This window comes from Ruegeria sp. CF8, assembly GCF_056537285.1.
Genome location: NZ_JBQFRG010000009.1, coordinates 79,990 through 93,571, shown reverse-complemented (window position 1 = coordinate 93,571; position 13,582 = coordinate 79,990). Strand labels below are relative to the sequence as shown.

General features: G+C 57.7%; 14 protein-coding genes. 12 read left to right on the top strand and 2 right to left on the bottom strand.

What is annotated here, in order from left to right:
- Positions 1-40: 40 nt before the first annotated feature.
- Entirely contained in the window at positions 41-490 is a 450-nt protein-coding gene (locus tag ACR0EV_RS18775; protein ID WP_480801500.1) for an ATP-binding protein, read from the bottom strand.
- Positions 491-511: 21 nt separating this feature from the next.
- Positions 512-850, bottom strand: coding sequence for an STAS domain-containing protein (locus ACR0EV_RS18770; RefSeq protein WP_480801499.1), 339 nt, complete (start codon positions 848-850; stop codon positions 512-514).
- Between the two features lie 102 nt (positions 851-952).
- Here ACR0EV_RS18770 and ACR0EV_RS18765 point away from each other — a divergent pair, with 102 nt between their 5' ends.
- The 12 genes from ACR0EV_RS18765 to ACR0EV_RS18710 all read left to right on the top strand — a co-directional run bounded on the left by ACR0EV_RS18765 (position 953) and on the right by ACR0EV_RS18710 (position 13,470).
- A complete protein-coding gene (locus tag ACR0EV_RS18765) occupies positions 953-2,125 on the top strand; it encodes a thiolase family protein (RefSeq protein ID WP_480801498.1) in 1,173 nt (390 codons plus the stop codon).
- A gap of 73 nt (positions 2,126-2,198) precedes the next feature.
- Positions 2,199-2,654 carry a GAF domain-containing protein gene (locus tag ACR0EV_RS18760; protein ID WP_480801497.1) on the top strand — a complete coding sequence of 152 codons (456 nt, stop codon included), beginning with the start codon at positions 2,199-2,201 and terminating at the stop codon, positions 2,652-2,654.
- A 99-nt stretch (positions 2,655-2,753) separates the two neighbouring features.
- Positions 2,754-3,287: a GNAT family N-acetyltransferase gene (locus ACR0EV_RS18755; protein WP_480801496.1), complete on the top strand. Its 534-nt coding sequence runs from the start codon at positions 2,754-2,756 to the stop codon at positions 3,285-3,287.
- A gap of 157 nt (positions 3,288-3,444) precedes the next feature.
- Entirely contained in the window at positions 3,445-4,014 is a 570-nt protein-coding gene (locus tag ACR0EV_RS18750; protein ID WP_480801495.1) for a helix-turn-helix domain-containing protein, read from the top strand.
- Positions 4,014-4,637 (top strand): LysE family translocator, encoded by a 624-nt coding sequence (locus ACR0EV_RS18745; protein WP_171095882.1) that lies wholly within the window; start codon positions 4,014-4,016, stop codon positions 4,635-4,637. Before ACR0EV_RS18750 ends, ACR0EV_RS18745 begins: the two co-directional genes overlap by 1 nt.
- 4 nt (positions 4,638-4,641) lie before the next feature.
- The gene (locus ACR0EV_RS18740; protein WP_171095884.1) at positions 4,642-5,022 is read left to right on the top strand and encodes a GFA family protein; all 381 of its coding nucleotides are present in this window, start codon (positions 4,642-4,644) and stop codon (positions 5,020-5,022) included.
- 16 nt (positions 5,023-5,038) lie between these two features.
- Positions 5,039-7,486 (top strand): GcvT family protein, encoded by a 2,448-nt coding sequence (locus ACR0EV_RS18735; RefSeq protein ID WP_480801494.1) that lies wholly within the window; start codon positions 5,039-5,041, stop codon positions 7,484-7,486.
- An 18-nt stretch (positions 7,487-7,504) separates the two neighbouring features.
- Positions 7,505-7,981, top strand: a complete 477-nt coding sequence (locus ACR0EV_RS18730) for a cupin domain-containing protein (RefSeq protein ID WP_480801493.1) — start codon at positions 7,505-7,507, stop codon at positions 7,979-7,981.
- Between the two features lies 1 nt (position 7,982).
- Positions 7,983-9,035, top strand: coding sequence for an alcohol dehydrogenase family protein (locus ACR0EV_RS18725; RefSeq protein ID WP_480801492.1), 1,053 nt, complete (start codon positions 7,983-7,985; stop codon positions 9,033-9,035).
- Positions 9,036-9,046: 11 nt separating this feature from the next.
- Complete coding sequence (locus tag ACR0EV_RS18720; RefSeq protein ID WP_480801491.1) at positions 9,047-9,940, top strand: homocysteine S-methyltransferase family protein; 894 nt, start codon at positions 9,047-9,049, stop codon at positions 9,938-9,940.
- 8 nt (positions 9,941-9,948) lie between these two features.
- A complete protein-coding gene (locus ACR0EV_RS18715; RefSeq protein ID WP_480801490.1) occupies positions 9,949-10,926 on the top strand; it encodes a GlxA family transcriptional regulator in 978 nt (325 codons plus the stop codon).
- Positions 10,927-11,016: 90 nt separating this feature from the next.
- The gene (locus tag ACR0EV_RS18710; RefSeq protein ID WP_480801489.1) at positions 11,017-13,470 is read left to right on the top strand and encodes a GcvT family protein; all 2,454 of its coding nucleotides are present in this window, start codon (positions 11,017-11,019) and stop codon (positions 13,468-13,470) included.
- The last annotated feature ends 112 nt before the right edge of the window (positions 13,471-13,582 follow it).

Below are 13,582 nucleotides of genomic sequence, written 5' to 3'. Positions count from 1 at the left end.
ATGTTTCGAAAATGGCGTTATTGTGACCAATTGGGCCTGATTAGGCGTTTTTACCGAAGTTAAACCTCAGGGACAGCCGGTTGCACCCATCCCGGTGTTCATACCGAATGTCACTGGTAAGCTGATGAATCAGGAACCAGCCAAACCCCCCTTCCGGCAGATCTTGTGTTGTTTCCCCCAGCGGTGCAGGTGTTCCGTCCGGCATTTGTAAGCCAGGAAGCGGGTGCCCGGTGTCAGAGATCAGGATGTCCAGCCGATCCCGATCCAGTCGACACGTGACCTGAACATTGGCCGGTGCAATGCCCTTGTATGCGTGTTCCACCACATTGTTGATTGCTTCGGCCAATGCGATCTTCACATCGTCCGACTTATGTGGCGGCAATCCATGATTTGCCAGACCGCTACTAAGCTGCGCGATCCCTGCGCTTGCTTCTGTGTCTGTCGCTAGGAAGTTCAGTTCCAGACAGGTCTTGTTACAAATTGGCTCCACGCCCATCCACTCCTGCCTTGGCTACGCATCTGGCGAGGACAGCGCGTCGTCCAGTGTCGCAAACAACCGAAAAACCGTATCCATGCGCGTCAGGCGAAAGACTTTCTCAACCACGGGCTGTGGTCCGGCCAGATCCAGTCGCCGGTTATTGCCCAACTGTTTCATCGAAGCGACAATCGCGCCCAGCCCGCTGGAATCAATGAAATCGACGCCGGACAGATCCAGAACAATCCGATTTGCGCCAGTCTCGGTTTCCGACCGCATGTCTTCCTTGAACTGAATGGCCATCGCGGCATCAATCCGATTGGAATGAACGGTGATGATCTGCGTTGCGCCGCTTGATGTGCTGGTCAGCCCCATAGTCCGGCACCCTCCAATCTGAAAAATGAGTCGTAGAAATACGCTAGACGCCAATTCTTACCATTCGGTATTCAAGGGCCGGGAAGCAGGAGGAAAACCCGGATGAAAGATGTTGTGATTGCAGGGGCCGCAAGAACGCCAATGGGAGGCTTTCAGGGCATGTTTGATGGGGTTGCAGCAACTGACCTTGGCGGGGAGGCGATTCGGGCTGCGTTAAGTCAGGCCGGGGCACAGACCGTTGATGAAGTGCTGATGGGTTGTGTCTTGCCAGCGGGGCAGGGCCAAGCCCCCGCACGTCAGGCTGGTTTTGCCGCTGGTTTAGGGGAAGAGGTCCCAGCAACCACGCTGAACAAGATGTGCGGCTCGGGCATGAAAGCGGCGATGATGGCCTTTGACCAGATCGCGTTGGGTCACGCGAACACAATGGTAGCAGGTGGAATGGAGAGTATGACGAATGCCCCGTACCTGCTGCCCAAAATGCGTGGAGGTGCCCGCATTGGTCATGGTCAGGTGGTCGATCACATGTTCCTCGACGGGCTCGAGGACGCCTATGAGAAAGGTCGCCTGATGGGCACCTTTGCTGAAGACTGCGCTGAATCCTATCAGTTTACGCGCGAAGCTCAGGATGAGTATGCGCTCCAATCTCTGTCCAATGCCCTTGCGGCGCAGGAAAACGGTGCATTTGAACACGAGATTACGCCTGTCACAATTCGCACGCGAAAGGGTGAGGTTGTGCAGGACATAGACGAACAACCAAAGTCCGCCCGCCCTGAAAAGATACCCACCTTGAAGCCTGCGTTTCGTAAGGATGGCACCGTGACGGCTGCCAACTCGTCGTCGATTTCTGACGGTGCTGCGGCGCTTGTTCTAGCTTCGGCCGAAGCCGCCGAAGCGCAAGGGCTGGCGGTGCGCGCGCGTATTCTGGGTCACGCCAGCCACGCACAAGCGCCCGGACTGTTCACCACTGCTCCTGTCCCTGCCGCGCAGAAACTCCTGTCCAGCATCGGCTGGAACAAGGAGGACGTTGATCTTTGGGAGGTCAATGAAGCCTTTGCAGTTGTGCCGATGGCGTTCATGCATGAAATGGGTTTGCCGCGCGACAAAGTAAACGTGAATGGCGGAGCCTGTGCGTTGGGCCATCCTATTGGTGCCTCGGGTGCGCGCATTTTGGTGACATTGTTGAATGCGTTGGAAAAGCGAGACCTCAAACGCGGTGTCGCGGCCATCTGCATCGGCGGCGGTGAAGGCACTGCAATTGCGATCGAACGCGTTTGACCCTTCATCTTTTTCCAAATACTCCGGGGGTGGGGGGGCAGCGCCCCCGCGCGGCCCCAATGGATAAGACACGATGAAAACCGATTATGAAACTCTGGCCAATACCATCGCGGCGTTGACCGAAGGCGAAACGGATCAGGTCGCTTTGATGGCCACGGTTGCGTGCGAAGTGCATCATTCCGATGACCGCTTTGACTGGACCGGATTCTACCGTGTTGTGGAACCCGGTCTGTTGAAAATCGGCCCTTACCAAGGCGGGCATGGGTGCCTTGTCATTCCGTTCGAACGCGGCGTTTGTGGGGCTGCCGCCCGGACGGGTGAAGTGCAGCTCGTCCCAGACGTGGACGCTTTTCCAGGCCATATTGCGTGCGCATCTTCAACCCGGTCCGAACTGGTGTTGCCCGTCCACAATGCTGCCGGTGAAGTGATTGCGGTTTTTGACATCGACAGCGATCAACCGGATGCATTTTCAGCCGATGACGCAGAATACCTGTCGGGGATTCTGTCCAGGACCTTCGCTCAGGTTTAACCAAAGCAGGGTAGGCTTGCGCCTGACTATAGTGCGCCGTGTTTCGGTTTTGCCCGGTACCCGTTAAAATGCCACCGTCCCCAAAAGGTTGGAGCAGGCATGGGCCCAGACCAATTCCTCACACCACGCCTTTCGGTTTTTCACTGGAGAGATGAACTCCGGGACCATTTGTTGCGTGAATGTCTGGAAGACGAGCTCATCACGATATTGACCCCAAATGTGCTTGGACCCCTGCCGCCGTCCATGCAGGTACAGGACCGGGGCATATCTCATTGGATCGATGATCGTTGCGCAGAAAGTGATGTTTTGTTGGTTCGCCAAAAACACGACCGTCATCTGATCGGCCTGATGATACTGGCACTGGATTCTGCCCATAAATCTGTGCCGACGGTCCATCTCGGCTACCTGATTGCAGAAACGGCATGGGGCAAAGGCTATGCCTCAGAGCTTTTAGACGGATTTGTCGCCGCGTGTGCTTCGGGCCCAGCCGTTCGCTTGGTCGCGGGGGTTGGACGCGACAACCCGGCCTCTGCCCGCGTGTTGCAAAAATCGGGTTTTACACTCTCCCGCGACGACTCGTCTGTGGACACAGAGATTTACGTCCGCGAAATCGGCGCAGCGATGGTGCCTTAAGTCCACGAACCGTTCCGTGACAGTGTTTCTGCACACAAACTGGCAACGTGCATCGCACTTGGCGCAGGTGACCAGATGAAAAAACGCTTGGAAATTTCACCAATTTGCCCCATCGTGAAAAACAGATGTAAAATTTCACGAGATTCGGAGCAACTGTGTGAACAGGCAAGCCCCACAAAGCGCGACATTGGGTGCTGATTTAAGGGCCTTGCGCAAAGCGCGCGGGTTGACCCTGACCGAGATCGCGACCCGCCTTGATCGTTCGGTCGGTTGGCTCAGTCAGGTTGAACGGGACATGTCCGATCCTTCGATCTCGGATCTGCGTCAGATTGCTGAATGCCTTGGCGTGCCGATGTCGATGCTGTTTGCCCATGCAGCGGTTCCGGTTGAGGAAAAGGGTTATGTCGTTCGTGCGGGCACACGTCGTCCCATGGGGTCGGGGGAAGAAGGGTTGATCGAGGAACTGCTTTCGCCTGATCTGACCGATGATTTTGAAATGGTACATTCCACGTTCGAGCCCAACTCGAAGATGCAGACCCCAGCCCATCGCCCGACGCAGGAAGTGGGGTACATGATCTCGGGCCGATTGGATCTGACCATCGGGTCGCGGGCTTTCACTGTCGGTCCGGGTGACAGCTTTCGGATCAAACACGAACCTTATCAATGGTCTAACCCCTATGATGAGCCTGCGGTGGCCATCTGGGTCATTGCGCCACCGGTGTACTGATGAGCTTTGAGGCCTGGACCATATTCGCGCTCTTCTGGGTGGTGTTCGTAACCACCCCAGGCCCGAACGCGGTCAACTGCATCTCAAACGGGATGAGTTTGCCATTCCCAAAGGCAATGTTGGGTGTTCTGGCCATCCTCACGCAAGCAAGCGCGTTCCTGATCTTATCGGCGCTGGGCATCACGGCCTTGATCGCGGCGTCACCAACTGGATTTTTCATCGCCAAGCTGATTGGCGCAGGTTTCCTGATATGGGTCGGAATCCGAGGCTGGATGAACGCTACAAAACCTGCACCGGCCTCAGAACGCCCTGCGCGGCATGTCTATTTTCACGCGCTGGCGGTGGCGACGATAAATCCCAAAAGCGTGGCAGGGTACCTGGCGGCCTTTTCGCAATTCGTGCAGCCCGACGTGCCGATCTGGCAGCAGATGGGAGTCATCATGCCCACGGCGCTGATCATCACCACGCTCAGCTATACCGGCTTCACCCTACTGGGCGCGCTGATGGGCAAGGCGGCGCTGGGGGCTGTGTTTAACATCTGGGTTCGCCGTGTGATGGCGGCCTGTTTCATCATCTATGGCGTGTTGCTGGGGGCCAGCTCCACGCCCGCAGCAAGGGGGTAATTGTATGCACACGGGTTCCTGCCTGTGCGGCGCGGTCGCGTTTACCATCGACGGAGAGCTGTCGCCGCCCTCGGCCTGCCATTGCGGCCAGTGCCGCAAGCAGTCGGGCCACATCTGGTCCTCGACCTCGACCCATCAGGACAACCTGAGCTTTACCGCCAGTGACACGCTGCGTTGGTTCCGTGCGTCAGATACCGCGCGGCGTGGCTTTTGCAGTGAATGTGGCTCTTTCCTGTTCTGGCAGCACAACGCCGAAGACACGATTTCGATTTCCATGGGTGCGCTCAGCGAACCTACGGGCCTGAAGCTCTCAAAGCACATCTTCGTCGCTGACAAAGGTGACTACTACGACATCTCAGACGATCTGCCCCAGCGGGCACAGTAACAGAGGATCAAAACACATGAGTGACTTTCCAACCAAAGCCCGTGTTGTCATCATCGGTGGCGGCGTCGTGGGCTGCTCGTCCCTTTATCATCTGGCCAAGAAGGGCTGGACCGACTGCGTTCTGCTGGAAAAGAACGAGCTGACGGCTGGCTCGACTTGGCACGCGGCGGGCAACGTGCCGACCTTCTCGACCTCATGGGCGATCATGAACATGCAGCGTTACTCGACCGAGCTGTATTCGCGCTTGGCCGAAGAAGTTGACTATCCGATGAACTACCACGTCTCGGGGTCGATCCGTCTGGCGCATAGCAAAGAGCGGATGCAAGAGTTCGAACGCGCCATGTCCATGGGCCGCTATCAGGGCATCCCGATGGAGATGTGGACCCCGGAACAGGCCAAGGAGCATTATCCGTTCCTCGAAACACATGACCTTGAGGGCGTGCTGTACGATCCGACCGATGGCGATATCGACCCGGCGCAGCTGACGCAGGCATTGGCCAAAGGCGCGCGCGATCTGGGTCAGAAGATCATCCGCTTCTGTCCCGCGACCGGTGTGACGCAGCATGACGATGGTACGTGGACCGTACATACGGACAAAGGCGACATCGCCTGTGACTATGTGGTGAACGCCGCCGGCTACTATGCGCAGCGCGTGGGCGAGATGTTCAAGCCATTCGGCGGCCGCACCGTTCCCGCGATGGTCATGAGCCATCAATACCTGCTTACTGATGAAGTGCCCGAGGTTGAGGCGTGGTCGAAAGAGCATGGCGGCAAGCTGCCGCTGCTGCGCGACGTCGATGTCTCCTACTATCTGCGGCAGGAGAAGAACGGCTTCAACCTCGGCCCCTATGAGCCCAACTGCAAGGGCCACTGGATGACCGAAGACGATCCGATGCCCGAGGATTTCAGCTTCCAGCTTTGGAACGATGATCTGGACCGGATTGAGGACATCGTCACCGACGCGATGGAGCGGGTGCCGCTGATGGCAACCTCGGGCGTAGGCCGGGTGATCAACGGCCCGATCCCCTACGCGCCGGATGGCCTGCCGCTGATTGGTCCGATGCCGGGTGTGAAAAACGCGTTCGAGGCACACAGTTTTACCTTTGGCATCGCGCAGGGCGGTGGCGCGGGCAAGGTGCTGGCCGAGTGGATCGTTGATGGCGCGACCGAGTGGGATATGTGGGCGGTCGATCCGCGCCGTTACACCGATTACACCGATCAGGACTATTGTAACCAGAAGGGCATGGAAGTTTACGGCAATGAATACGCCATGCATTTTCCGCACCACGAATGGCCAGCCGCGCGTGACAAAAAGCTGTCGCCGGTTCATGACAAGGTCAAAGCGCTGGGCGGCGTGATGGGCGTGTATAATGGCTGGGAACGTGCCAATTGGTTCGCGCAGCCGGGCGATGACACCAGGCTTGAGGCGACGCATACTTGGGGTCGTTCCGGCCCGTGGGAGCAGCGGATCAAAGAAGAATGCGAGGCGGTGCGCGACCATTGCGGCGTGCTTGATCTGCCCGGTTTCTCACGCTTTATGGTCAAAGGCGAAGGCGCTGCCGAGGCGTTGCGTGGCCTGATTACCGGCGGATTGCCCAAAGTCGGTCGCATCAATCTTGTCTATATCTCTGACGACCGGGGCCGCATCCTGACCGAAATGTCCTGTCTGCGACTGGGCGAAGATGAGTTCGTCATGATCACTGCAGCAACCGCGCAATGGCATGATCGCGATATTCTGGTGAACGCGATGCCCGCCAGCGTATCGGTTGAGGACGTCACCACAACCCGCGACACGCTGATCGTCACCGGCCCGAAATCGCGTGAGATCCTGTCGGGCCTGACCGATGCCGATCTGTCTTCGGGCTGGCTGACCCATCAGGCCGCAACCGTGGCTGGCCAACCGGCCCACCTGATCCGCGTTTCTTTTGCTGGTGAGTTGGGGTGGGAGGTTCATGCGCTCAACGCGGATATGCCTGCGATCTACGACGCGATCCTCGGTGCAGGGGCCAAGCCGTTCGGTATGTATGCCCTGAACTCGCTGCGCATCGAAAAGGGTTACCGCGCGTGGAAGGGCGACTTGTCGACCGATTACTCGTTGCTCGAAGGGGGGCTGGAGCGGTTCGTCAAACTGGACAAACCACAGGACTTCCCCGGCAAGGCCGCGATCCTGAGCGAAAAGCAGCAAGGTGTGAAGAAGTCGTTCGTCACGCTGACTGTTGAGGCTGGTGATTGCGACGCGCCTTATATGTCTTGCATCTGGCAGGGGGACGAGATCGTCGGTGAGACGACGTCGGGCGCATGGGGTTACCGTGTCGGCAAATCCATTGCGCTGGGCATGATCAAGGCTGAGCTTGCGAACCCGGGTACCGAGCTTGAGGTCGAAATCTACGGCCAAAAGTGCCGCGCTGTGGTAGAGCAAGATCAACCGCTTTGGGATCCCGAGAACGAGCGGTTGCGCGCTTAACCACTTGCGGAGACCGCCATGAGCAAACGATACGCCAAACTGGGGCCCGGAGAGGGCCCCAACTATGATTGGGAAAATGACCATACCTTCGTGAAGGTGTCAGGTCAGGACACAGGTGGCGCATACACGCTTATGGAAGACAATCTGAAGGCCAGCTTCGCGCTTGGCCTTCATCGCCATGATACGCACGCTGAAACCTTCTATTTTCTGGAAGGTGAAGTTGACTTCTATGTCGACGGCGACTGGCATCGATGCGGGCAGGGCACCACGATGCATGTGCCGCCCGGAATACCGCATGCCTGCCGTGTTGCAGGTGATACGCCAGCCAAGATGCTCATGATCTTTCAGCCGTCAGGGTTTGATGGGTTCCTTGCCGAACTCGCAATGATGACCGATGCGGACTTTGCGGACGAGGCCAAGATGGCCGAAATCAATGCGCGCTACGACATCGTTCCCTTGGGTCCCGTCCCGCCGCATCCGGATGATGAGGTCTGAGATGGCTATCCCCAAAACCATGTCTGGTGTCTATTTGACGGGTCACGGTGGACCCGAAGTATTGGAATGGCGTGAAGATATTCCGGTGCCAAAGCCCGATCCGGGGCAGGTCCTTGTGCGGGTTGCCGCTGCCGGTGTGAACAACACGGATATCAACACGCGGGTCGGCTGGTACTCGTCGGGTGTAACTGGCGCTACGGATGCTGTGGATCAGGATGTTGAAGCTGGTGGGTGGGGCGGTGCCCTGCATTTCCCGCGCATTCAGGGTGGGGATTTGTGCGGTATCGTCGAGGCAGTGGGCGATAGGGTTCATTTCAGCCCGGGCCAACGCGTGACCTGCCCGATCAACCTTCCGCGTCCGCGTCCCGGTCACCCTCAGGGCTTTATTGCATTGGGGTCCGAAATCGACGGGGCGTTTGCCCAATATTGTCTGGTAGAGGCGGATGACCTGTACGACGTGAGCGCATCGCCTTTGTCTGACGTCGAAATCGCAGCCATTCCTTGCGCTTTTGGGACGGCTGAAAACCTGCTGACCCGCGCAGGTGTCACATCGGGCCAAAAGGTTCTGATCACTGGCGCGTCTGGTGGTGTCGGTCTGGCCGCTGTGCAGCTTGCTGCGTTACGCGGGGCCACTGTCTGGGGCGTGACGGGGTCCGCAAAGGCTGAGGTCGTGAAATCCCAGGGTGCCGCAGGAACTTTCGAGCGTGATGAACCGTTGCCACAGGACATGTTCGACGTGGTGATTGATGTGGTTGGCGGGCCCGCGTGGGCCTCGTTGATCCTGTCGCTGAAACCCGGTGGGCACTATGCCGTATCAGGCGCAATTGCCGGCCCAATCGTGCAGGCGGATCTTAGGGATATCTACCTGCGCGACATAACCATTCATGGCTGCACGCATCAGACACCCGAAGTATTTGGCCGCCTAGTAGAGTTGATGAATGCCGGGCGCATCCGGCCATTGATCTCGCGCACCTATGCATTAAGGGACATCGCACTGGCGCAATCGGATTTTCAAACCAAGACCTTTCCGGGCAAGCTGGTGCTGATCCCCTGAGGAGCAATGACATGACAGATATCACTCTCTTGGATGGTTCAATCGGCCAGGAATTGGTCAAGCGCAGCGGCGATACGCCAACAGCGCTTTGGTCAACTCGGGTCATGATTGATCGCCCCGAGCTGGTGCGCGAAGTACACGAAGAGTATTTCAGGTGCGGCGCGACAATAGCGACAACGAATACTTATGCGGTTCACCGGTCTCGATTGCGGTTCGAAGACATCGAAGACCAGTTGGAGCCCCTTGTTGATGCAGCCTTGTCGCAAGCACAAGCCGCGTGCAATGGAACAAAGGGGCGCGTCGCGGGTTCTCTGGGGCCTTTGTTGGCCACATACCGGCCTGACCTGAAGCCCGACCCAATCGACGCGGGCGATAAATTTGCGGAACTGGTCAGCCTTATGGCGGATCGGGTGGATCTGTTTCTCATCGAGACGGTGTCCTCGGTGCTTGAAGCCGAAGGCGCGCTGCGGGGAACATCGGGACGTGGCAAGCCGGTTTGGCTGTCTCTTTCTGTCAACGATGACGATGGCACCCGTCTCAGGTCGGGTGAGCCCTTGGCGGACATAACGCCGTTGGTCAAATCGTACGCGCCGGATGCGCTGTTGATCAATTGCTCGCGCCCCGAAGCGATCCCGGCGGCGTTAGACATCCTGTCTGGCATGTCCCTGCCATTTGGGGCCTATGCAAATGGGTTCACGCATATCTCGGCCGGGTTCCTCGAAGATGCGCCAACAGTTGATGCGCTGGAACAACGCCATGATCTTGGGCCCGATGCATACGCGGATCACGTGATGGGATGGGTCGATCAGGGGGCAACGATTGTCGGCGGATGCTGTGAAATCGGACCGGAGCACATCGAAAAGCTCGCCACCCGGTTGCGGGCAACCGGACACAATATCGTCTGAGCACACAGATGGCAGGTGAGGCGGCGCAAAGAGGTTTGAAGCAAACGATCCGGCATTTCGACATTCTTGTCGCGCCGGGGTTTGTGTTGCTTGAACTCGCCTCGCTTGTGGATGTTCTGCGGGTGTCAAACCGGGTCTGTGCCTCGCCGCCTTTCACCTATACGTACCGGTCGTTGCGCGGTGGCGATATTGCAAGCAGCAGCGACGCCTTTGTTTCGACCTCAACAGTGCCATCGCAGCCCACGGCTGACTATCTGTTCGTTATCGGCAACACGGACCCGGATCAGCCAGACCTGTCGTTGGGCCGTATTGTGTCGGACTATACTTTCCGTGGCGCACAGGTCTTTTTACTGTCCGAAGCGGCCAGTCGTTACATAAACGAACAGGGCACCGAAGATCTGGCAACCCATTGGGAAAACGCCTCTTTCCTGCGTGAACGCGGTGCCCGGTTCGAGGCGAAACTTTTGATCGCTACCGAGAACGGACCCGTAGTGACCTGTGCCGGTATGAGCGCCACGGCAGACATTGCACTGTCGGTTATCGGGCGGCACATTTCGGGGCCAGCCAAAATGACGGTCGCCGATATCATGCTGCACGAGCAGATTCGCGATTTCTCATCCATGCAGCCGTTTTCCGGGGCAAAAACCACAGCCACCGGCGACGCCAAGCTGGATCAGTGCATCAAGCTGATGCAAGAGAATATCGAGGAACCCTTGCCTATCCGCCAGATTGTCGAGGACTTGAACCTTTCAAATCGGTCGCTGGAACGTAAGTTCAAATCCTTCTTCGGCACAACTCCCAACGGGTTTTATCGCGAAATGCGTTTGGCCAAAGCTAACAACCTGCTGATGAACACAACAATGAGCGTACGCGAGATTGGGATGGCTTGCGGGTTTCCCAACGGGTTTTCATCAGTTTACAAAAGCTTCTTCGGGGTCACGCCATTTGTCATGAGACGGGACAGACGTCAGACCACACAAAGATGATTTTCTCTGACATCGCGACGCTTTTGGTGCATTTCTTGTCGATCCTTCGTGGCATCCTGCCCAAAACCAAACACTAGCGGAGTCGTCACAATGGTTGATCTTCCCAGCAAGGCCCGAGTGGTCATTATTGGCGGCGGCGTCATCGGATGCTCGGTCGCCTATCACCTGACCAAAAAGGGCTGGAAAGATGTCGTGCTGCTTGAACGTAAACAGCTGACAAGTGGCACAACCTGGCACGCGGCTGGTCTGATCGCGCAGTTGCGGGCTACCGCGAACATGACCAAGCTGGCGAAGTACAGCCAGGAACTTTACGGATCTTTGGAAGAAGAAACCGGTGTTGCCACCGGATTCAAACGCTGCGGGTCTATCACCGTCGCCCTGACCGAAGAGCGCAAGGAAGAGATCTACCGCCAGGCGGCCATGGCCCGCGCTTTCGGCGTGGAGGTCGACGAGATCTCAAATGAGCGCGTGCAAGAGCTGTACCCGCACATCAATCTCGACGGTATCAAAGGGGCCGTTTACCTGCCGCTGGACGGGCAGGGCGATCCCGCCAATATCGCTCTGGCGCTGGCTAAGGGTGCGCGCCAGCGCGGTGCTGTAGTGAAGGAGCGGGTTAAAGTCACAGACATCGTCAAGCAGGGCCGCTCTGTCACCGGGGTGGATTGGGTCGCGGATGACGGCAGTGCCTCGGGCCATATCGAATGTGACATGGTTGTAAACTGCGCCGGGATGTGGGGTCATGAGGTCGGCCGCATGGCGGGTACCAACGTGCCGCTTCATGCGTGCGAGCATTTCTATATCGTGACCGAAAATATCGACGGTCTGACCCAACTGCCGGTGCTGCGTGTGCCGGACGAGTGCGCGTATTACAAAGAAGATGCAGGTAAAATCCTGCTGGGTGCGTTCGAACCCAACGCAAAACCCTGGGCAATGGACGGCATCCCGGACACGTTCGAATTTGACCAGTTGCCCGAGGATTTCGACCATTTCGAACCCATCCTCGAAGCAGCTTGCGAGCGGATGCCGATGCTGGCCGAGGCCGGTATCCACACCTTCTTCAACGGCCCGGAATCGTTCACGCCTGACGACGCTTACCATCTGGGTCTGGCGCCCGAGATGGATAATGTATGGGTCGCCGCCGGGTTCAATTCGATCGGCATCCAATCCGCCGGTGGTGCGGGCATGGCGCTGGCCGAGTGGATGGACACAGGTGAGAAACCCTTTGACCTTGGTGACGTAGACGTCAGCCGGATGCAGCCGTTTCAGGGCAATAAAAAGTACCTCTTCGAACGCTCGAAAGAGACGCTGGGACTGCTCTATGCAGACCACTTCCCCTATCGCCAAAAAGCCACCGCACGCGGTGTGCGTCGGACGCCGTTCCACCACCACCTTCTTGAGCAGGGGGCTGTCATGGGCGAACTGGCCGGTTGGGAACGCGCCAACTGGTTCGCGAATGAAGGACAGGAACGGGAATACCAGTACAGCTGGAAGCGCCAGAACTGGTTCGAAAACTCGGCTGCTGAACACCGCGCCGTGCGCGAGAATGTGGGCATGTACGACATGTCTTCTTTTGGCAAGATCCGCGTCGAAGGTCCCGATGCCGAAAAATTCATGAACTATATCGGTGGCGGCGACTACTCGGTCCCCAATGGCAAGATCGTCTACACGCAGTTTCTGAACCGCACAGGTGGGATCGAGGCGGACGTCACCGTTACGCGCCAGACCGAAACCGCATATCTGGTTGTGACCCCTGCCGCGACCCGTCTGGCAGACCAAACATGGATGATGCGCAACGCGGGCAATTTCAATGTGGTGATCACGGATGTCACGGCGGGTGAAGGTGTCCTGGCTGTCATGGGACCCAACTCGCGTGCTCTGCTCGAGAAAGTATCGCCCAACGATTTCACCAACGCGGCTAACCCGTTCGGCACCGCGCAGGAGATCGAGATCGGTATGGGCCTGGCCCGCGCCCATCGTGTCACTTATGTGGGCGAACTGGGATGGGAGATCTATGTGTCTTCAGATATGGCTGGGCATGTTTTCGAAACCCTGCACGAGGCCGGGCAAGACATGGGGCTGAAGCTGTGCGGGATGCACATGATGGACAGCTGCAGGATCGAAAAAGGTTTCCGCCATTTTGGCCATGACATCACCTGCGAGGATCACGTAGTCGATGCGGGCCTGGGCTTTGCGGTCAAGGTCGACAAAGGAAGCGACTTCATCGGACGGGAAGCAGTGATTGCGCGGAAGGAAAGCGGCCCTAAAAATCGGCTGGTACAGTTCAAGTTGACAGACGCTGAACCGTTGCTGTTCCATAACGAGCCAATTGTCCGCGATGGCGAATATGTGGGTTACCTGAGTTCAGGCAACTATGGCCATACGCTGGGCGGTGCCATTGGTCTGGGCTATGTCCAGTGCGAAGGCGAAAAGGCTGCGGACGTTCTGGCGTCTTCTTACGAGATCGATGTCTGTGGGGTGAAGGTCAAGGCAGAGGCCTCGCTCAAGCCGATGTACGACCCGAAATCCGAGCGTGTGAAAGTTTGACATGCGAGAGGGGGGCTCTGCCCCCGCCGCCCGTTCCGGGCGACTCCCCCGAGGTATTTAGGGCCAGATGAATGAGGGATCCCTTGTTCATCTGGCTAAAAAATACCTCGGA